Annotated in this window: 21 protein-coding genes; 10 read left to right on the plus strand and 11 right to left on the minus strand. The window is 63.2% G+C overall.

Features of this window, described 5'->3' with window-relative positions:
* Positions 1-20: 20 nt before the first annotated feature.
* The 5 genes from ACFWAD_RS16265 to pgsA form a co-directional block, all read right to left on the minus strand.
* A complete protein-coding gene (locus tag ACFWAD_RS16265) occupies positions 21-866 on the minus strand; it encodes a hypothetical protein (RefSeq protein ID WP_378545528.1) in 846 nt (281 codons plus the stop codon).
* Positions 867-897: 31 nt separating this feature from the next.
* Complete coding sequence (gene pspA / locus ACFWAD_RS16270) at positions 898-1,710, minus strand: phage shock protein PspA (protein WP_003942098.1); 813 nt, start codon at positions 1,708-1,710, stop codon at positions 898-900.
* A 156-nt stretch (positions 1,711-1,866) separates the two neighbouring features.
* Positions 1,867-2,247, minus strand: a complete 381-nt coding sequence (locus tag ACFWAD_RS16275; protein WP_378545531.1) for a helix-turn-helix domain-containing protein — start codon at positions 2,245-2,247, stop codon at positions 1,867-1,869.
* A gap of 90 nt (positions 2,248-2,337) precedes the next feature.
* A complete protein-coding gene (locus tag ACFWAD_RS16280; RefSeq protein WP_378545534.1) occupies positions 2,338-2,835 on the minus strand; it encodes a CinA family protein in 498 nt (165 codons plus the stop codon).
* Positions 2,832-3,473, minus strand: a complete 642-nt coding sequence (pgsA, locus tag ACFWAD_RS16285) for a CDP-diacylglycerol--glycerol-3-phosphate 3-phosphatidyltransferase (RefSeq protein WP_003942125.1) — start codon at positions 3,471-3,473, stop codon at positions 2,832-2,834. The genes ACFWAD_RS16280 and pgsA overlap by 4 nt, the downstream gene beginning before the upstream one ends.
* A gap of 120 nt (positions 3,474-3,593) precedes the next feature.
* Here pgsA and ACFWAD_RS16290 point away from each other — a divergent pair, with 120 nt between their 5' ends.
* Both ACFWAD_RS16290 and ACFWAD_RS16295 read left to right on the plus strand, forming a co-directional pair.
* Positions 3,594-4,118: an amino-acid N-acetyltransferase gene (locus ACFWAD_RS16290; RefSeq protein WP_019748183.1), complete on the plus strand. Its 525-nt coding sequence runs from the start codon at positions 3,594-3,596 to the stop codon at positions 4,116-4,118.
* Positions 4,119-4,175: 57 nt separating this feature from the next.
* Complete coding sequence (locus ACFWAD_RS16295) at positions 4,176-4,460, plus strand: YciI family protein (RefSeq protein ID WP_230817127.1); 285 nt, start codon at positions 4,176-4,178, stop codon at positions 4,458-4,460.
* A gap of 18 nt (positions 4,461-4,478) precedes the next feature.
* Here ACFWAD_RS16295 and ACFWAD_RS16300 read toward each other — a convergent pair whose 3' ends face one another.
* The 6 genes from ACFWAD_RS16300 to thyX all read right to left on the minus strand — a co-directional run bounded on the left by ACFWAD_RS16300 (position 4,479) and on the right by thyX (position 12,809).
* A complete protein-coding gene (locus ACFWAD_RS16300; protein ID WP_019748181.1) occupies positions 4,479-5,459 on the minus strand; it encodes a TerC family protein in 981 nt (326 codons plus the stop codon).
* Positions 5,460-5,504: 45 nt separating this feature from the next.
* Positions 5,505-8,276 carry a DNA translocase FtsK gene (locus ACFWAD_RS16305; protein ID WP_378545537.1) on the minus strand — a complete coding sequence of 924 codons (2,772 nt, stop codon included), beginning with the start codon at positions 8,274-8,276 and terminating at the stop codon, positions 5,505-5,507.
* Positions 8,277-8,400: 124 nt separating this feature from the next.
* On the minus strand, positions 8,401-9,024 hold the full coding sequence (locus ACFWAD_RS16310) for a TIGR03085 family metal-binding protein (protein ID WP_283303926.1): 624 nt from the start codon (positions 9,022-9,024) through the stop codon (positions 8,401-8,403).
* Positions 9,025-9,082: 58 nt separating this feature from the next.
* Positions 9,083-11,107, minus strand: a complete 2,025-nt coding sequence (locus ACFWAD_RS16315) for a ribonuclease J (protein WP_378449809.1) — start codon at positions 11,105-11,107, stop codon at positions 9,083-9,085.
* Positions 11,108-12,013, minus strand: coding sequence for a 4-hydroxy-tetrahydrodipicolinate synthase (dapA, locus tag ACFWAD_RS16320; RefSeq protein ID WP_003942142.1), 906 nt, complete (start codon positions 12,011-12,013; stop codon positions 11,108-11,110).
* Positions 12,014-12,056: 43 nt separating this feature from the next.
* On the minus strand, positions 12,057-12,809 hold the full coding sequence (gene thyX, locus ACFWAD_RS16325; RefSeq protein WP_095970584.1) for an FAD-dependent thymidylate synthase: 753 nt from the start codon (positions 12,807-12,809) through the stop codon (positions 12,057-12,059).
* A 156-nt stretch (positions 12,810-12,965) separates the two neighbouring features.
* On the opposite strand from thyX, the gene ACFWAD_RS16330 reads away from it, so the two are divergent.
* The 8 genes from ACFWAD_RS16330 to nuoE all read left to right on the plus strand — a co-directional run bounded on the left by ACFWAD_RS16330 (position 12,966) and on the right by nuoE (position 18,594).
* The gene (locus tag ACFWAD_RS16330) at positions 12,966-13,448 is read left to right on the plus strand and encodes a toxin-antitoxin system HicB family antitoxin (protein WP_378449810.1); all 483 of its coding nucleotides are present in this window, start codon (positions 12,966-12,968) and stop codon (positions 13,446-13,448) included.
* A gap of 87 nt (positions 13,449-13,535) precedes the next feature.
* Positions 13,536-13,970, plus strand: a complete 435-nt coding sequence (locus ACFWAD_RS16335; protein WP_378449811.1) for an SRPBCC family protein — start codon at positions 13,536-13,538, stop codon at positions 13,968-13,970.
* 180 nt (positions 13,971-14,150) lie between these two features.
* The gene (locus ACFWAD_RS16340; protein ID WP_230817164.1) at positions 14,151-14,543 is read left to right on the plus strand and encodes a hypothetical protein; all 393 of its coding nucleotides are present in this window, start codon (positions 14,151-14,153) and stop codon (positions 14,541-14,543) included.
* A 245-nt stretch (positions 14,544-14,788) separates the two neighbouring features.
* Complete coding sequence (locus ACFWAD_RS16345; protein WP_378449812.1) at positions 14,789-15,148, plus strand: NADH-quinone oxidoreductase subunit A; 360 nt, start codon at positions 14,789-14,791, stop codon at positions 15,146-15,148.
* 80 nt (positions 15,149-15,228) lie between these two features.
* Positions 15,229-15,783, plus strand: a complete 555-nt coding sequence (locus ACFWAD_RS16350; protein ID WP_095970587.1) for an NADH-quinone oxidoreductase subunit B family protein — start codon at positions 15,229-15,231, stop codon at positions 15,781-15,783.
* Positions 15,780-16,442 carry an NADH-quinone oxidoreductase subunit C gene (locus ACFWAD_RS16355; protein WP_378449813.1) on the plus strand — a complete coding sequence of 221 codons (663 nt, stop codon included), beginning with the start codon at positions 15,780-15,782 and terminating at the stop codon, positions 16,440-16,442. The genes ACFWAD_RS16350 and ACFWAD_RS16355 overlap by 4 nt, the downstream gene beginning before the upstream one ends.
* Positions 16,442-17,773, plus strand: coding sequence for an NADH dehydrogenase (quinone) subunit D (gene nuoD, locus ACFWAD_RS16360; RefSeq protein ID WP_378533479.1), 1,332 nt, complete (start codon positions 16,442-16,444; stop codon positions 17,771-17,773). Before ACFWAD_RS16355 ends, nuoD begins: the two co-directional genes overlap by 1 nt.
* On the plus strand, positions 17,770-18,594 hold the full coding sequence (nuoE, locus tag ACFWAD_RS16365; protein ID WP_378545540.1) for an NADH-quinone oxidoreductase subunit NuoE: 825 nt from the start codon (positions 17,770-17,772) through the stop codon (positions 18,592-18,594). The genes nuoD and nuoE overlap by 4 nt, the downstream gene beginning before the upstream one ends.

Genomic DNA, 18,594 nt, shown 5'->3' on the forward strand with positions numbered 1-18,594 from the left:
CGCCGATCAGACCAGGGCTGTCAGTTGTACTTGCGGGTGATGTCGTCGACCTCGCCGATGGCGTCGGCAAGCGCCGAAAGTCGCTCGGCGGCCGCGTGCAGCGCCGAGAGTTCCCGGTTGAATCCCACGAGCGCCGAAGGGCTGTGAGGCGCAGTCAGCGCGGCGGCTGAGGTCACCAGATCCTCGTATTGGTCCAACCCCGACTGCAACTCACGAACTGCGCCGTCGATGGTGGGATCCAGAGGCGCAGTCACTTTGGGCGTTGCGGCCACCGCACGTTCCATCGCCACCACGTCCGTAGACACCGCGAACATCGCTCTGAGTGCCGAATCGGCGGTAGCGGTGATTTCGTCCAGCTCACCGGGGTCGATGGTGTCGGCGCGTCTGAGAACACTCAGAATCTCGAACAGCGACGTCTCGGCACCGATGAGGCGCGACATCGGAATGAAGGCACGAGACGACGACGGTGGCAATCGTCGGCGAATCGGCGCCGACGGCGGTGGACCGGAGCTCATCGAACGGTAACGACCGACCGCGATGACGGCGGGAACCGCGAACAGTGCCGCTCCCCCGCCTGCCACGACCACCGACCACTCGGGGGCCGACGCAACCGCGAGGCCTGCCGTGCCGACCACTGATCCGCCGGACATGAAACCCCAACGCTGCGCGCGCCGACGCGCACGGGCACGCTTGCGCTCGAACTTGGCGCGCGGATCCTGCCACCGCCGAGCGGCATCCGCCGCAGACAGACCGACCTCACGCAATGTGTCCGCAGTGCGTCCCAACGCTCCGAAAGCGCCGGATACGGAAACGGGAACGGCCGACCGGGGCTCACGCCCAGATCGACCGTCTCGCGAAGAAAACATCAGAGCATCACTGCCGACATCGAGGATTCGGCTACTGCCCGGTCTGACCGGCAGCCGGGGGCTGCTTCTCGACGGACGGAGTCGCGGGAGTGGCTGCTGCACCGCCGGAAGGCAGTGCCTCGCCCTTCATGGACGCACGAATCTGCTCGAGGCGGCTGTGCCCCGCCATCTGAACCGAGGCCTGCTGGACCTCCATCATGCGGCCCTGGACGGAGTTCTGGGCGAGCTCGGCTGAGCCGAGTGCGTCAGCATAGCGGCGCTCGATCTTGTCGCGCACAGCATCGAGGCTGGGTGTGTTGCCGGGAGCCGACAGCGTGCTGTCCATGGAACGAAGCGACTCGCTCACGCGCTCCTGCATCTTGGCCTGCTCGAGCTGGCTGAGCAGCTTGGTACGCTCGGCAACCTTTGCCTGCAGGGTCATCGCGTTCTGCTCGACGGCCTTCTTGGCCTGAGCGGCTGCCTGCAAGGACTGGTCGTGCAGTGCCTTCAGATCCTCGACGCCCTGCTCGGCCGTCACCAACTGAGCCGCAAAAGCCTCGGCGGCGTTGGTGTACTGGATCGCCTTGTCGTTGTCGCCGGCAGCAGCAGCCTGATCGGCAAGATTGACGGCTTGGCGCGCGTTGGCGTTGAGCTTCTCGACCTCGTCGAGCTGACGGCTGAGCTTCATCTCGAGTTGACGCTGATTACCGATCACCGACGCAGCCTGCTGGGACAACGCCTGATGCTGGCGCTGTGCGTCCTCGATCGCCTGCTGAATCTGAACCTTTGGATCTGCCTTCTCATCGATCTTCGAATTGAAGAGCGCCATCAGGTACTTCCAGCCCTTGACGAAAGGATTAGCCATTGGTTTGATCCTGCCTCCATCTGATGCGCCGCGCCGAACGCGACCCGGAGCGCGACCGTCGCGCACCGAAACAAGGGCTGCGCCCTATCTGCTCTGACCCCACCTGCTGGAAACCGGCGGTTACGTACAAAATCTATCGGTTACGGCCGGTAGTGGCTACGCCGCCGCCAACCTTCGAGCGTTCGGTGCCGGAATCACGACGCGAGTGTCGCGTGCGATAGTCGGCGAACCGGAAGCCGAGACAGTGCCGGATGCCGACACGGCAGGTTCGGCGACCTGTCGACCAGCTACCGGAGAGCTCTTCTTGGTGGCCAAGGTCTCGCTCACATCGACCAGCACGTCGGACAGCGGGACTGCGAGCGCATCACAGATCGCTGCCAACAGTTCGCTCGATGCTTCCTTACGTCCACGTTCCACTTCGGACAGATAGCCCAAGCTCACACGCGCGCTGTTCGACACCTCACGTAGCGTGCGGCTCTGCGAAACGCGCGTACGCCGGAGACTGTCACCGATTGCCTCACGCAATAGCAGCGCCATCTCGCTCCTCCTTCATCCGTGACCTCATCGTGCATGGTCGTACGTCTTCACAATCGTCAACGTCCGAACACATCCGATTGGTTCCCGAGCCTATCGTGCCGCACGCTCTACGACACGATCACGCAACCGCGACACGGCAGTCGCGACTGCCGTTGTCCGAATCTCCCACCGTTCGCCGCCGAGCGCGAGCGGTACGCATTCGGTTCCGTCCGGGCCGGCGATCCCGAGAAACACCGTTCCGACCGGGTGTCCGTCCTGCTCGCTCGGACCGGCAACTCCGGTCAGTCCGATTCCCCAGTCGGCACCGCACCTCGTCCGGGCGCCGAGCGCCAAGGCCACGGCGGTGCTCTCGGACACGGGACCGTCCGACGCCAGGCGCTCAGGATCCACGCCCGCCAGCGTTGCTTTCAGGTCGGTCGCATACACGACCAGGCCCCCACGCAGCACCGCGCTCGACCCTGGCACCGACGCGATCGCAGCCGTGAACAATCCGGCCGTCAAAGATTCAGCGGCGGCGACAGTCTGCCTCGCGGCGGCGAGGGCGTCGACGAGTTCGACCACCCCGAGTCCGAGCAGCGGGTCGGTCATGACTCGACTGCGCGAACTCCGGCGCGAAGCCTGATCGCCTGCACGATGTATTCGATTCCCGTCGCCACCGTCAGTACGACGGCAGCAGCCATCAGCAGTCCGCTGACGATGTCCCAACTGCTCGGCAGCGGGCAGAGGTAGAAGCCGATCGCGACGGCCTGGACGAGTGTCTTGAGCTTGCCGCCCTTGCCTGCCGGGATGACCGCGTGCCGCAAGACCGCGAACCGCAACAGCGTGATTCCGAGTTCTCTGGCGATGATCACTCCGGTCACCCACCACGACAGATCGCCGAGAACCGAGAGCCCGATGAGCGCGGCTCCGATCAAGGCCTTGTCCGCGATCGGGTCCATGAGTTTGCCGAAATCGGTGACCAGACCGTACTTCCGAGCCAATTGGCCGTCGATCCGATCCGTGATCGCGGCGACGATGAACACGCCCATCGCTCCGAGACGCCACCACGTCGAGTGTCCGCCGTCGACGAACAGAACAACGAGAAACACCGGAACGAGAACCATTCGCACCATCGTGAGAATGTTGGCGATGTTCAGCAACGGAACCGGGTTGTCCGCGACAGGTGTGCCGTCGGACGGACCGACGGCGGCGCGATGGGCGTCGGTCTGATCGCGCGGGGTACTCATCGGATCACCGCACGGGCGGTGAGCCGAACCCGGGATACAGCCGAGCGGCGCGGGAATTGCGTGGGGCGGACAGGCACGCGACTTAGAATATCGGTAGGGCCATTGACTAATGTGCACCACATGACTTCGACCGCGCCGACCTATACCGAGAGCCAGTTGATCGTGCGTCGCGCGCGAACGTCGGACATCCCCGAAATCAAGCGCCTGATCGACATCTACGCCGGCAAGATCCTGCTCGAGAAGAATCTCGTGACGCTGTACGAGGCTGTCCAGGAGTTCTGGGTCGCTGAGCGGGGTGACCAGGTAATCGCTTGCGGCGCACTGCATGTGCTGTGGGCAGACCTGGGTGAGATCCGCACCGTCGCAGTCGATCCGACAGCCAAGGGGCAGGGTGCGGGTTTCCACGTCGTCGACAAACTCATCGAGGTCGCCAAGGAATTGGAGTTGGAACGACTGTTCGTTTTGACGTTCGAGACCGAGTTCTTCCACCGTCACGGATTCGCGGAGATCGACGGCACTCCCGTCACCGCCGAGGTCTATGCCGAAATGTGTCGTTCCTACGACGCCGGCGTCGCCGAGTTCCTCGATCTGAGCTATGTGAAACCCAACACACTCGGCAATACTCGCATGCTCCTCACTCTCTGAACCGTTCAGACTCTTCACACATCCCTGTCTCGATCCCCGTCCCGAAAGCGGTTCACGATGTCGTTGTTCCTCGTCGAATACACCTATGCGCCCGAGAAGAATCCTCAGCGCGACGAACTCCGCAGCGATCACCGCGCGTGGCTCGCCGATCTGGTTTCCCGCTCGATCGTGTTGTCTTCAGGTCCGTTTGCAGATGGAAACGGCGCGCTGATCATCGTCGACGCCGCGGACACCGATACCGTTTCGCTTCTCTTCACCCACGATCCGTTCGCGATCGCCGACCTGATCGAAAACGTCCGGATCACCGAGTGGGTGCCGGTTCTGGGCCAGTTCAGCGCCTGACGGACACAGGCCCCGGCTTTACTCCCCGGCCCGGTCGCGAGTCTTCAACAGGCTCGCGACCGTTGTCACCGCGAGCACTCCGATGATCACTCCGAGTGAGAGTGCCGTCGAGATTTCCGGCACCGAGACGTGTTCACCGCCGTTGACGAACGAGAGCGTGTTCTCGTGCAACGCGTGCAGGACCAGTTTCACGCCGATGAACGCCAAAATTATCGAGAGCCCGTACGAGAGGTAAACCAGTCGTTCGAGCAACCCGCCGATCAGGAAGTACAGCTGTCGTAGGCCCATCAGCGCGAAGGCGTTGGCGGTGAACACCAGGTACGGTTCCTGCGTCAGACCGTAGATCGCCGGAATCGAATCGAGCGCGAAGAGCACGTCGGCAAACCCGATTGCGATGAGCGCCAACAACAACGGCGTCACGACGCGCTTGCCGTCGATCCGGGTGATCAGTTTGTCGCCGTCGTATTCCTCGGTGGTGGGCAGCACCCGCTTCACGAGCGAGATGATGCGACTGTCGCGCTTCTCCTCGGCTTCCTTCTCGTGGCCGTGATCGCGGATCAGGGTGTACGCGGTGTAGATCAGAAATGCACCGAAAAGGTAGAACACCCAGCTGTACGCATTGATGGCGGCCGCGCCGACTCCGATGAAGATTCCGCGCATCACCAGCGCGAGGACGATGCCGATCAGCAAGACTTTCTGCTGGAACTCTCGCGGGACGGCAAACGTCGACATGATGATCACGAAGACGAACAGATTGTCTACCGAGAGCGCCTTTTCCGTGACGTAGCCGGCGAAGTACTCACCGCCGTACGTCGTACCCCAGATCCACATCACGACCAGGCCGAAGACTATGGCTATCGAAATGTAGACCGTCGACCAGAATGCCGACTCCCGGAACGTGGGCGCATGTGGCGTGCGGACGTGGGCGAAGAAGTCGAAGACGAACAGGCCGAGGATCACCACGATCGTGATTCCCCAAGCCAACGGCGTCACATGCACGGGTTCCTCCGGTCGTCTGTCGACGGCTTGTCCGCCGAGGTGTCGCTACTCGTCTGCGGGTGCCTCGTCCGGGTCGCCACCGCGAATCGACCACAGCAGACCGTCGAGTTCCTCAGGCTTCATCAAAACCTCGCGCGCCTTCGAGCCCTCGCTGGGGCCGACGACGCCACGATTTTCCATGAGATCCATGAGTCGACCGGCCTTGGCGAACCCGACGCGCAGCTTGCGCTGCAGCATCGACGTCGAACCGAATTGACTCGTGATCACCAGTTCCACGGCCTGCAAGAGGACGTCCATGTCGTCGCCGATGTCGGGGTCGACGTCCTTCTTCTCCCCGGCCTTCTGTGCGGTGACACCTTCGGTGTACTCGGGCTCGGCCTGGTTCTTCGCGAAGTCGACAACCGCAGAGATTTCCTCGTCGGTGATGAACGCGCCTTGCATACGGGTCGGCTTGCCGGCGCCCATGGGCAGGAACAACCCGTCACCCATACCGATGAGCTTCTCGGCGCCGGGCTGATCGAGGATGACTCGCGAGTCCGTGAGCGAGGACGTCGCGAACGCCAGACGCGAAGGCACGTTGGTCTTGATCAGGCCGGTGACGACGTCGACGGACGGGCGCTGCGTTGCCAGCACCAGGTGGATACCGGCAGCGCGGGCTTTCTGGGTGATGCGGACGATTGCTTCTTCGACGTCGCGCGGAGCGGTCATCATGAGGTCCGCCAACTCGTCCACGATCGCCAGGATGTACGGGTACGGACGGTAGACGCGCTCGCTGCCCAGCGGCGCGGTGATTTCCCCGGACTTGACCTTGGAGTTGAAGTCGTCGATGTGACGCACTCGGTTGGCCTGCATGTCCTGGTAGCGCTGTTCCATCTCCTCGACCAACCAGGCCAGCGCGGCCGCTGCCTTCTTGGGCTGAGTGATGATCGGCGTGATCAGGTGCGGGATACCTTCGTACGGCGTGAGCTCGACCATCTTGGGGTCGATGAGGATCATCCGTACTTCTTCCGGCGTCGCCCGGGTCAGTAGTGACACGAGCATCGAGTTCACGAAGCTCGACTTACCCGAGCCGGTCGAACCTGCCACCAGCAGGTGGGGCATCTTCGCGAGGTTCGCACTGACGAAGTCACCTTCGATGTCCTTACCCAGACCGATCACCAGTGGATGGTGATCGCGTCTGGTGCTCGGCGCGTTCAGCACGTCGGCGAGGCGAACCATTTCACGGTCGGAGTTCGGTACCTCGATACCCACCGCGGACTTACCCGGAATGGGGGCGAGGAGGCGGACGTTGTCGGTTGCCACCGCGTAGGCGATGTTGCGGGCGAGCGCAGTGATCTTCTCGACCTTCACGCCGGGTCCGAGTTCGACCTCGTAGCGCGTCACTGTCGGTCCGCGGGTGAATCCGGTAACGGCGGCGTCGATCTTGAACTGTTCGAGGACCTCGCTGATCGCTTCGATCATCGCGTCGTTCGCAGAACTGCGGAGCTTGGGCGGATCACCCTCGATCAGCAACGTCGTCGGTGGGAGGTTGTAGTCGCCGTCGGTGACGCGATCGGTGACGAAGTGTTCCTTCTCCTCCGGCTCCGGTTCGGGTTTCGGCACGGGCTTGGCGATGGGGACCGAACGTGCCGGCACCTTGGGGCGCGGCGCCGGCGTCTCCACGACGGGCGCTGCCGCAGCCACGACGGGCTCGTCGGGCTCTGCGGTTTCGTCGGCGTTCCACAGACCGAGCACTTCGGTCTTCTTGTCTCCGGATTCGAACTCGTCCGTCGGATAGTTGTCGATCGGCGCGCGCCGGCTGGTCCGCTTGGCGGGCTTGAGCGGAGGCTCGGCGTAGGTGTCCACCGGGTAGCCGTCGGCGTCGAACAGCGAAGGATCGTAAGCAGATTCGCCGTAGTGGTGCTCGCCGTCCTCGTCGAATTCGGATCCGTAGTCGCCGTATTCGTCCGAGCGATACGAGGCACCGAAGAAGGACTGGAACTTGCTCGGAACCTCACGCAGAGTCGTTCCGGTCAGAAGCAGGATTCCGAATCCGGCGGCGATGACCAACAGCGGCGCCGACAGCCAGACGGTGAGGCCGTTGGTCAGCGGGCCTCCCACGACGTATCCGACAAAACCTGCGCCGTTGGAGCGGCCGGTCGCGTCTGTCGGCGATCCGGAGATGATGTGCCACAGGCCGAGTGCAGGAAGACCGACCAGCAGCGATCCCATGATCAGTCGAGGTCGGATCTCAGGTTTGGGTTCGGTGCGCATCAACAGGATCGCGAGGCCGACGCCGACGATGGGGAGCACAGCCGAAGCCGCGCCGAAGATCGCACGCACGAGAGTGTCGATGCCACCGCCGATCGGACCTCCGGCCTTGAACCAGACTCCCCCGGCGATGACGACGCTGAATGCGATCAGGCCGAGCGCTATTCCGTCGCGGCGATGGCCGGCTTCGATCTCGCCGACCTTGCTGACCGTGCGCGTAGTGGCGCCGACACCGCGGGCAGCCAGGGACCACCCGGCGCCGATCCCCTTGCCGACCGCCGCCAACGGGCTGGCCCGCTGAGACGTTTTCGACACGGGTCGGCGCGAAGCCGAAGGCGTACCGGACGACTTCTTCGGAGCCGGCTTGGAGCCTTTCCCCGAAGCGGGGCGGCCACCGGCCTTGGCCGACGTCGTGACATTTCGAGGAGTCGAGACGGTCCTTGTGGTGCGCGATGTGCGAGGTTTTGCGGTCGCCCGCGCGCTCGGCGCAGACGCTGACGACCTGGTCGATGCCCTGGACGTGGACGTGCTTGTACTGGATCCCCGGGCGCTCGACTTACCTGCCATGGAGTTCAGGCTAGTCTGTGCGACCCCATCTGGACCATCCGCAACACCAGCAACACAGGTCGCGAGTGCGAAACGTGATCTTCACAACCCGTCTGTCGAGTTCTACTCCGGTAGAAGAAGGCCATCAGAAACTGCGATCGAGCGCCATCACCGATTGAACGTCGCCGAGTTCGCCTTTTGCTTCGATCTGCACTTCGTTGCGACCGAAAGCGTGAAGCAGCAACTCGGCAGGTTCACCCTGCAGGACAACACTGCGAGAGCCGGATTTGTGGACGACCGCGCTCTCCCCGGACGGAAGTTCGAAAATCACCTCGACAGCGGCTTTGCGGTAGCCCATCTTGCCGATTTGCCGCGCGTACTTCCACAGTTGAGCCTGCCGACCCTCCGACAGCGGTCGCGGCGCCCAGTTCAGGTGTGCGCGTCGTACATCTTCGTGGTGGACGAACATTTCCGTGGTGTTGACCTGCGCGTCGAGCCAGTACATCGGCGACCACCGAGGCGGCCCGCTGCGAACGTCATCGAGGATGTCCTCCCACGGACGCGCCGCTGCGGCCTTTCGCACGCTCTCGGTGTGACCGGCCAGAGGGCTGAACATGATTCCGGGAGCGGCGTCGAGACGCCGCTCCCGGACGATCAGATGTGCTGCCAGGTCACGATTGGTCCACTCCCCACACAGCGTCGGAGCATCGGGGCCGAATTCGACCATGCTGTCCACCAGGGCGAGTCGTTCGTCATGAGCGAAGGTCACCTTCGCCAAAGTACTCGAACCGGACCGGGTTCGAGCGCAAGCGACCTGCTGTGCCGATCTACGGAACCGCGATGACCGTCGGAATGATCATCGGACGGCGGCGGTACTTGTCCGCGACCCAGCGTCCGACGACTCGGCGCACGGACTGCGCGATGCGATGAGCGTCGATGACGCCTTCGCTCGCCAACCGTGCCAGGTCCGATTCCACGAGATCCGCGGCGGCCTTGAGGGCTGTCGGATCGTCGGAGAAACCGCGACCGGACACCTCGGGAGTGCTGACCGCGCGGCCCGTCGACTCGTTGATGACAATGGTGATGGCGATGAAGCCGCCCTCACCGAGCACCAGGCGATCGGAAAGCGTCGGCTCACCGACGTCACCGACGGACAGACCGTCTACATATACGTGTCCGACCGGTACCCGTCCGACGATCTCGGCGAGTCCGTCGACCATGTCGACCACGACGCCGTCCTCGGCCAATACGATGCGCTCTTCCGGAACGCCGGTGGCCTTGGCAAGTGCGGCGTTGGCACGCAGGTGGCGCCATTCACCGTGAACAGGCATGGCATTGGTGGGCCGAACCGCGTTGTAGAGGTAGAGCAACTCACCGGCGGACGCGTGGCCCGAGACGTGAACCTTGGCGCTCTGCTGCGTCACGACGGTGGCACCGCGCTTGGCCAAACCGTTGACCACGGCGAAAACGGAGTTCTCGTTGCCCGGGATCAGCGAGGACGCGAGAACGACCAGGTCGTTGGCGCGAATGTTGATCTGGCGGTGTTCGCCTCGTGCCATCCGCGAGAGCGCTGCCAACGGCTCACCCTGCGAACCCGTGGAGATCAGAACCAGACGATCGTCGGGAAGCGTCGCGGCGGTGTCGATGTCGACGACCAGGCCGTCGGGCACCGTGAGGTAGCCGAGATCCTGTGCGATCTGCATGTTGCGGACCATCGAGCGGCCGACGAAGACGATGCGGCGGTTGTACCGAGCGGCAACGTCGACGACTTGCTGGATGCGGTGCACGTGGCTGGCGAACGAAGCCACGATGACGCGCTGCTTCGCCTTGCCGATGACGTTGTCGAGCACTCCCCCGATTTCACGCTCGGGCGTGACGAATCCCGGGACCTCGGCGTTGGTCGAGTCCACGAGGAACAGGTCGACACCCTCGTCGCCCAGTCGGGAGAAACCGGCGAGGTCGGTCAGGCGGCCGTCGAGAGGCAGCTGATCGAGCTTGATGTCACCGGTGTGCAGTACGACGCCGGCGTCGGTGCGAATCGCGATCGCGAGGGCGTCGGGAATCGAGTGGTTGACGGCGAAGTACTCGCAGTCGAACGGGCCGTGGGTGGTGGTGTTTCCTTCGACGACCTCGACGAGGTTCGGTCGCAGGCGATGCTCGCGGCACTTGGCGGCAACGAGGGCGAGAGTGAACTTCGCGCCGATGACCGGAATGTCCGCGCGCAGGCGCAGCAAGAACGGCAGAGCACCGATGTGGTCCTCGTGTCCGTGAGTCAAGATGACGGCTTCGACGTCGTCCATACGGTCTTCGATGTAGCGGAAGTCCGGGAGGATCAGGTCGACGCCAGGCTGCTGGTCCTCGGGAAACAGCACACCGCAGTCGACGATCAGCAGCTTGCCGCGGTGCTCGAACACCGTCATGTTGCGACCGATTTCACCGATGCCGCCGAGAGCGACGATGCGCAGACCTGATGCCGGCGCCTTCGGGGGTGTTCCGAGTCGACCCGTGGGATCGACGGCCGGACGGTTCTCGGGGCGCTTGTTTCCGCGCCCGTTGCCCGCCTTCGACGCTGCCGGACGGTTGCCGCCGGAAGATTTGCGCGGCGACCTGTCTTCGGTCGACTTCTTGGGTGCAGCAGATTTGGTGGCAGCGGACTTGGTCGCTGCAGACTTCGTCGCTGCGGATTTGGTTGCTGCGGCCTTCTTGGGCGGGGCGGCTGCGGCGGGGGCCGCTTCTGCCGCCGGCGCAGCTGGTGCCTCTACCGGTGCGGCCTTCGCGGCCGTTTCGGGAGCCGGAGGCGAAGGCGGACCGGCTTGACGACTGGCACTACGACGTCGGGGGGGACGGGTCATTTACAAAACTCCTGCCGCATGCAGATCGGCGGCAAGACCGTCGATCTGCTCTTTAGTGGGTGCAACCTGCGGAAGGCGTGGTTCTCCGACATCGATTCCGATGAGTCGCAGACCCGCCTTCGAAGCGCTGACACCGCCGAGGCGGGCAACGGAACGAATCACAGGGATCAAACTGAGGTTTATCTCGCGGGCGCGGGCGATGTCGCCGGACACGAACGCGGTGTGAAGGTCGCGGAGGCGACCCGGAACAAGATGGCCGATGACGCTGACGAAGCCGGTAGCACCGACAGCGAGCCACGGCAGGTTCAGCGGGTCGTCACCGGAGAAGAACTGAAGTTCGGTGGTGCCGATCAACTCTGCGCCGGCGTTGAGGTCGCCCTTGGCGTCCTTGACAGCCTTGATCCGCGGGTGCTCGGCGAGTCGACGGATCGTCTCGGTCTCGATGGGGACGACGGAGCGGGGCGGAATGTCGTACAACATGACGGGCAGGTCGGTCGCGTTGGCGACGGCGGTGAAGTGTGCAAAAAGTCCGGCCTGGGGCGGACGCGAGTAGTACGGGGTGACGACGAGCAGACCGTGCGCTCCGGCGCGAGCCGCGTCACGGGCGAGTTCGACACTGTGGGCGGTGTCGTTGCTGCCGGCGCCTGCGACGATCTTCGCGCGGTTGCCGACGGCGTCGATCACCGCGCGGAGCAGGTCGAGCTTCTCGGACTCGGTGGTGGTGGGAGATTCACCGGTGGTACCGGCAAGGACAAGGCCGTCGCAGCCGTTGTCGACGAGATGGGCTGCGAGGCGCACTCCCGCGTCGACGTCCAACTTCCCGTCGGCAGTGAACGGGGTCACCATCGCAACGGAAATGGTGCCGAACGGACGCTCGACAAGAGAAGCGGAATCACCGTAGGTCATGGTCAGAAGGTTACCCGGTTCAGCTCTTACTTCTGCACACGAGTCACGACTCGGCCGCAAATGCACTGACGGCGATTTCCGATCCGTCGCTTCCGCGGAGAATCTCGTAGTCCCCGAACACATTTGGCGCGACGTCGCGAAGCTGACGCAGGCACTCGACCGCGACTCGCCGGATCTCCACATCCGCATGTTCGGTGGCACGCATCTCGACGAAGTGCCGCCAGGCCCGATAGTTCCCGGTCACGACCAAGCGAGTCTCGGTGGCGTTGGGCAGCACCGAGCGCGCAGCTTGCCTGGCTTGCTTCCCTCGCATCGGGGCGCCGGGCACCGATTGCAGTTTCCCTTCGAGGGCGGTGAGCAGTTCACCGTAAGCGCGACGGCTTTCGTCGGTGGCCGACAGAAACAGCGCTTCGAGTTCGGGATCGCCTTCGACAGCCGGAGGTACGACGACGTTCGCATCGTTCTCGCGGACGAATCGCTGCGAGAGTTGCGAGTACGAGAAGTGCCGGTGACGAATCAATTCATGAGTGCACGAGCGCGAGATACCGGTGATGTAGAAGCTCACGGTTGCATGCTCGAGCACCGAAACGTGTCCGACCTCGAGCAGATGCCTCAGGTAGCCGGCGTTGGTTGCCGTGCGCGGGTTCGGCTTGGACCAACTCTGATAGCAGGCTCGACCGGAGAACTCGACAAGTGCTTCGCCGCCGTCGGCATCCGTCTCCCACGGAATGTCCTCGGGCGGGAAGAACTCGGACTTCGCCACCAACTGCACTTTCAGCGACACCGTGTTCGGCACAACCCACTCCTCGACAAGCACGAAACAACCAGCACGAAACCCGGACGCTGTTCGCCTCAGGTGCGGGGGCAACTCTATAGCGGTCGACCACCCTCCAGATCGAGTGACGTCACAAGCATCCTTGACTGACGTCACTTTTGACGCCACTCTGGTGTCATGGACATTTCGGAGTACACCGCAAAGCTGCAGAACGACCTCGTCACCGCAGCCGAACTCGGCGACGATCACACGCGCCGGATTGCGGCGTCGCTGTCCGCCGCCATCGAACCCTCGGTCCGCCTGGTCTTGCTGGCCGCGGCAACTGAGCTGGCCAAGGAGATCGGGGCGAAGCTCGGCGATCGAGAGGTCAAGGTCAATCTCGACGGCAGCGAGTTGCTGGTCGATGTCGTTCGCCCGCCCGGTTCGACTGGCGGCGAGGCCGCAGACAACGAGAAGGCAGACGACGAGAAGAAGGACTCCACCTACTCGTTCGACGACGTCAGCGGGGATATCAGCCGAGTGACGTTGAGGATGATGGAGCAGATCAAGGCCCGCGCCGAGGAGGCAGCCAATCAGAACGGAGTCTCCCTCAACTCGTGGGTTTCACAGGCCGTACAGGGCGCACTACGGGACCAGATGCGCAAGAACGGCATGGACTAGTTCGACGCCACCCCGATCGCCGAATGATCTAATTGCGCAACTGCAGTAATCACGAACCGTTGCCGCAAGGCGAGAAGGAGCACGTTCATGGCCGTTTCGGGCGTCAAGGAATTCGAGATCAAGGCTGATCCGGCAACGGTGATGCAGGCCGTCGCCGCGGTCGATCGACTGCCGGAGTGGTCGTCTGCGCACAAGAAGATCACCATCGAGAGCACCCACGACGACGGTCGCCCCCATCGCGTTCGCATGGCCGTGTCCATTCTCGGAATCAACGACGAGCAGGTAGTCGACTACACCTTCGAGGGCGACGAGAAGGTGACCTGGACCCTCGTCGAGAGCGGCCAGCAGAACCAGCAGGACGGCTCGTACATCTTGACGCCCACCGACGGTGGAACCAAAGTCACCTTCGAATTGACCATCGATCCCAAGATCCCGCTGCCGGGTTTCCTGGTGAAGAAGGCACAGAAGACGGCCCTGGAAACGGCAAGCAAGGGCCTGACGAAGTTCGTCGAAAACTTCTGAGCGCACACGCAATTCAGGCGGCCCTTACTTCGGCGTTCATCGCCGGGTAGGGGCCGTTTGCTGTGAAGCCGAGCTGCGATTTCGCGGAAGTTCTTGCCGATGTTGAAGATTCGCCGGTAGCCGGGGACTGCCCGGAGTAACGTCGGCCGCGTGTCCGCCGAGACCGCAGAGCCCAACTCCATGGCACCCGTGCGCATCCTCGTCTACAGCGACGACGCGCACACGCGCGAGCAAGTCCGGCTCGCACTCGGCGAGCGTCCACATCCCTCGATGCCCACCATCGATTACGTCGAGGTCGCGACGGCGCCGATCGTCGTCGACAAGCTCGATGCCGGCGGAATCGATCTCGCCATCCTCGACGGCGAGGCCAGTCCGGCCGGCGGCATGGGCGTGGCGAAACAACTCAAGGACGAGATCGCCGACTGTCCACCGATCCTCGTACTGACCGGTCGACCCGACGATGCATGGCTGGCGTCGTGGTCGAGAGCGGAAGCCTCAGTGCCGCAGCCGATAGATCCGATCGAACTCGCTTCCACCGTCATCGCGCTTCTCCGTCGGCAACTAAGCCGGTGAGCACCCGTTGCAGCGGTGATTCGTTGCGGCGCCGACTACTTCGGACTTTCGAGAGCGAAACTCGGCACCCCGAAAATCAACCCAATGTCGGAGGCCTCCCCTAGTGTGGGTGTCGCAGGTCACATAAGTATCGAATTGCTGGCAGTATCGAAATCGAACGGCACCTTCGGGTTAACGGCACCTTCGGGTTAACGGCACCTTCGGGCTAGGCGGACATCCGCACAGCAGAGAGGAGTTCGGGTGACATGAACGCTTACATCCCCATTCTCGTTCTCGGGGTCATCGCGATGGCCTTCGCCGTGGTGTCGGTTGTTCTCGCGTCCGTGGTCGGCCCGAAACGGTACAACAGGGCAAAGCTCGAAGCTTACGAATGCGGAATCGAACCGGCACCCCGCGCCTCTGGTGGCGGCCGGTTTCCCGTCAAGTTCTATCTGACGGCGATGCTGTTCATCATCTTCGACATCGAGATCGTCTTCCTCTATCCGTGGGCCGTGCACTTCGATTCGCTCGGCTTGTTCGGTCTCGCGGCCATGGGCCTTTTCATAGTCAACGTCTCGGTGGCATACGCATACGAATGGCGACGAGGCGGTCTCGGTTGGGACTAGCTGGACGAAGACACGATCAACACAAAGAAATCAGACAAAACCGGTCATACCGAAGCTGTTACGACTGAAAAGAGTCGGATATGGGTCTCGAAGAAAAGCTCCCCAGCGGATTTCTACTGACAACGGTCGAAGGCCTTGCCGGGTACGTCCGCAAAGGATCACTGTGGCCTGCCACCTTCGGGCTCGCGTGCTGCGCCATCGAGATGATGGCAACCACCTCCGGCCGCTTCGACCTGGCACGGTTCGGCATGGAGGCTTTCCGTGCGTCGCCGCGCCAGGCAGACCTTCTGATCGTGGCCGGGAGGGTCAGTCAAAAGATGGGCCCGGTACTTCGTCAGGTCTACGACCAGATGGCCGAGCCGAAATGGGTTCTGGCCATGGGTGTGTGCGCGTCTTCCGGCGGAATGTTCAACAACTACGCAGTGGTACAGGGCGTCGACCACATCGTTCCGGTCGACATCTACTTGCCCGGCTGTCCGCCGCGGCCGGAGATGCTCCTCAACGCGATCATCGAGCTGCACCGGAAGATTCAGGAGATGCCCCTCGGCGTCAACCGCGAAGAGGCTCGCGCGGCAGCCGAGCGCGCCGCACTGGCATCCACCCCCACCATCGACATGAAGGGGTTGCTGCGATGACCTCGGGCAACACCGGCGCGAGAGGGATGTTCGGGGTCCGCGGCAGTGGCGACACCTCAGGCTACAGCCGTCTTGCCCCTCCGATCTCTGTAGAAGACAAGGCTTCTCGACCGTTCGGTGGATACTTCGACGAGGTTGCAGACTCCTTGGACGCCACATTGCGCAGCGCGGGTGACACTTTCACTGACGCAATCGAGCGAGTAACAGTTTTTCGAGACGAGATGACGCTGCACGTCGAACGTTCTCACCTCCCGCAGGTCGCGCGCAGACTGCGCGACGAACCGGATCTTCGCTTCGAACTCTGCCTGGGTGTCGACGGAGTGCACTACCCGCAGGACACCGGTCGCGAACTCCACGCCGTGTATCCACTCGCCTCCATTACGCACAATCGCCGGATCAGGCTGGAAGTGTCTGTGCCGGATTCCGATCCGCACATTCCGTCGATCGTCGGGATCTACCCGACCAACGACTGGCACGAACGTGAGACCTACGACTTCTTCGGAATCGTCTTCGACGGTCACCCGGCATTGACCCGCATCGAGATGCCCGACGACTGGAAAGGCCACCCGCAGCGGAAGGACTATCCGCTCGGCGGTATCCCGGTCGAGTACAAGGGCGCCCAGACTCCACCACCCGACGAGCGTAGGTCGTACAACTGATGAACAACACGACAGGAAGCAGCGCCGGCGCTACGACGGAAACCATCGTGACGGCGTCCGGTCAGGACTGGGACGACATCGTCACCGCGGCCGCCCGGCAGCGAACCGGCGAGGCTGAGCGGATCGTGGTCAACATGGGCCCGCAGCACCCGTCCACGCACGGCGTCTTGCGCCTCATTCTCGAAATCGAGGGTGAGACCGTCGTGGAAGCACGGTGTGGAATCGGCTACCTGCACACCGGAATCGAAAAGAATCTCGAATACCGGAACTGGACGCAGGGCGTCACTTTCGTTACTCGGATGGACTACCTGTCACCGTTCTTCAACGAGACCGCCTACTGCCTCGGGGTCGAGAAACTTCTCGACATCACCGACGACATTCCCGAGCGAGCCACCGTCATTCGCGTGATGATGATGGAGCTCAATCGGATCTCTTCACATCTTGTCGCCCTGGCGACCGGCGGAATGGAACTGGGCGCCGTGACGGCGATGTTGTTCGGATTCCGCGAACGCGAACTGATTCTGGACGTGTTCGAGACGATCACCGGACTGCGGATGAATCACGCGTACATCAGGCCTGGCGGTCTCGCGCAAGATCTACCCGACGGCTCGGTGGCGAAGGTACGACAACTGTTGAAAGTCCTTCCGAAACGGTTGCGCGACGTCGAACTGATGCTCAGCGACAACTCCATCTGGAAGGCCCGCACCCAGGGAATCGGATATCTCGATCTCACCGGTTGCATGGCGCTCGGAGTGACGGGACCGGTCCTGCGCGCCACAGGTCTCCCCCACGATCAGCGTCGAGCGCAGCCCTACTGCGGCTACGAGAATTACGAGTTCGATGTCGTCACGCACGACGGATCCGACTGCTACGGAAGGTACGTCATCCGCGTCGAGGAGATGAAGGAGTCCCTCAAGATCGTCGAGCAGTGCCTCGACAAGCTGCAACCGGGGCCGGTCATGGTGGACGACAAGAAGATCGCCTGGCCTGCCGATCTCGCCGTCGGACCCGATGGCCTCGGCAACTCGCAGAAGCACATCGCCAAGATCATGGAGTCGTCCATGGAGGGTCTGATTCACCATTTCAAATTGGTCACCGAAGGCATCCGCGTGCCGCCCGGTCAGGTGTACGTCGCCGTGGAGTCTCCGCGTGGCGAACTGGGGGTGCACATGGTCAGCGACGGGGGAACCCGGCCGTACCGCGTCCATTTCCGGGATCCGTCGTTCACAAACCTTCAAGCGGTAGCGGCGATGTGTGAGGGAGGCATGGTGTCCGACGTGATCGCTTCGGTCGCCAGTATCGATCCCGTCATGGGCGGAGTGGACCGATGACCGGCCCGAACGGTTCGTCGCGGGTGTTCGTCGAACTCGGACCGCGACCGGAGGAACCCACTCAATTGGTACGCCCAGGCGCACGGTCGAGCTATCCCCCCGACGTACTCGCCCGACTCGACGCCGATGCCGACACCGTCATCGCTCGTTATCGCGAGCCTGACGCCGCTGCGATAACCAGTCGATCGGCCCTCCTGCCGCTCCTTCATCTCGTGCAATCGGAGGACGGGTACATCACGCCGGCCGGGATCGATTTCTGCAGCGCCAAGCTAGGTTTGACGGGCGCTGAGGTCGCCGCCGTTTCCACTTTCTACTCCATGTATCGCCGTGGTCCGACGGGAGAGTATCTGGTCGGAGTCTGCACCAACACGCTGTGCGCGATCATGGGCGGTGACGACATCCTCGCGGCGCTCGAAGAGCACCTGGGCTCGGCAGGCTCCAGGGACGAAGGCGGACACACCATCTCGACGTCCGACGGCAAGATCACCCTCGAACACATCGAATGCAATGCGGCGTGCGACTACGCGCCCGTCGTGATGATCAACTGGGAGTTCTTCGACAACCAGACTCCGGAATCGGCGCGCTCACTTGTCGATGCGTTACGCGCCGGAGAGCGCGTGACGCCCAGTCGCGGTGCGACGCTGTGTTCGTTCCGACAGACCGCACGCACCCTGGCCGGTTTCCCGGATACGCGAATCGAAGCGGCCGAAGCGCAGACCGTCGGCGGGGCGACTCTTGCCGGACTGCGTGTCAGCCGATCTCTCGACGACAACCGACCAGGCCCGGCTTCCGCGGTCGACGCTCCCGGCGAAGGGAAGTGA

The sequence above is a fragment of the Rhodococcus sp. NPDC059969 genome, assembly GCF_042738325.1.
Lineage (GTDB): Bacteria > Actinomycetota > Actinomycetes > Mycobacteriales > Mycobacteriaceae > Rhodococcus_F.

Coding starts and splice junctions, on each gene's coding strand:
- ACFWAD_RS16265 (WP_378545528.1), bottom strand. CDS start 866: ATGTTTTCTTCGCGAGACGGTCGATCTGGGCGTGAGCCCCGGTCGGCC.
- pspA (WP_003942098.1), bottom strand. CDS start 1,710: ATGGCTAATCCTTTCGTCAAGGGCTGGAAGTACCTGATGGCGCTCTTC.
- ACFWAD_RS16275 (WP_378545531.1), bottom strand. CDS start 2,247: ATGGCGCTGCTATTGCGTGAGGCAATCGGTGACAGTCTCCGGCGTACG.
- ACFWAD_RS16280 (WP_378545534.1), bottom strand. CDS start 2,835: ATGACCGACCCGCTGCTCGGACTCGGGGTGGTCGAACTCGTCGACGCC.
- pgsA (WP_003942125.1), bottom strand. CDS start 3,473: ATGAGTACCCCGCGCGATCAGACCGACGCCCATCGCGCCGCCGTCGGT.
- ACFWAD_RS16290 (WP_019748183.1), top strand. CDS start 3,594: ATGACTTCGACCGCGCCGACCTATACCGAGAGCCAGTTGATCGTGCGT.
- ACFWAD_RS16295 (WP_230817127.1), top strand. CDS start 4,176: ATGTCGTTGTTCCTCGTCGAATACACCTATGCGCCCGAGAAGAATCCT.
- ACFWAD_RS16305 (WP_378545537.1), bottom strand. CDS start 8,276: ATGGCAGGTAAGTCGAGCGCCCGGGGATCCAGTACAAGCACGTCCACG.
- ACFWAD_RS16315 (WP_378449809.1), bottom strand. CDS start 11,107: ATGACCCGTCCCCCCCGACGTCGTAGTGCCAGTCGTCAAGCCGGTCCG.
- dapA (WP_003942142.1), bottom strand. CDS start 12,013: ATGACCTACGGTGATTCCGCTTCTCTTGTCGAGCGTCCGTTCGGCACC.
- ACFWAD_RS16330 (WP_378449810.1), top strand. CDS start 12,966: ATGGACATTTCGGAGTACACCGCAAAGCTGCAGAACGACCTCGTCACC.
- ACFWAD_RS16335 (WP_378449811.1), top strand. CDS start 13,536: ATGGCCGTTTCGGGCGTCAAGGAATTCGAGATCAAGGCTGATCCGGCA.
- ACFWAD_RS16340 (WP_230817164.1), top strand. CDS start 14,151: ATGGCACCCGTGCGCATCCTCGTCTACAGCGACGACGCGCACACGCGC.
- ACFWAD_RS16345 (WP_378449812.1), top strand. CDS start 14,789: ATGAACGCTTACATCCCCATTCTCGTTCTCGGGGTCATCGCGATGGCC.
- ACFWAD_RS16350 (WP_095970587.1), top strand. CDS start 15,229: ATGGGTCTCGAAGAAAAGCTCCCCAGCGGATTTCTACTGACAACGGTC.
- ACFWAD_RS16355 (WP_378449813.1), top strand. CDS start 15,780: ATGACCTCGGGCAACACCGGCGCGAGAGGGATGTTCGGGGTCCGCGGC.
- nuoD (WP_378533479.1), top strand. CDS start 16,442: ATGAACAACACGACAGGAAGCAGCGCCGGCGCTACGACGGAAACCATC.
- nuoE (WP_378545540.1), top strand. CDS start 17,770: ATGACCGGCCCGAACGGTTCGTCGCGGGTGTTCGTCGAACTCGGACCG.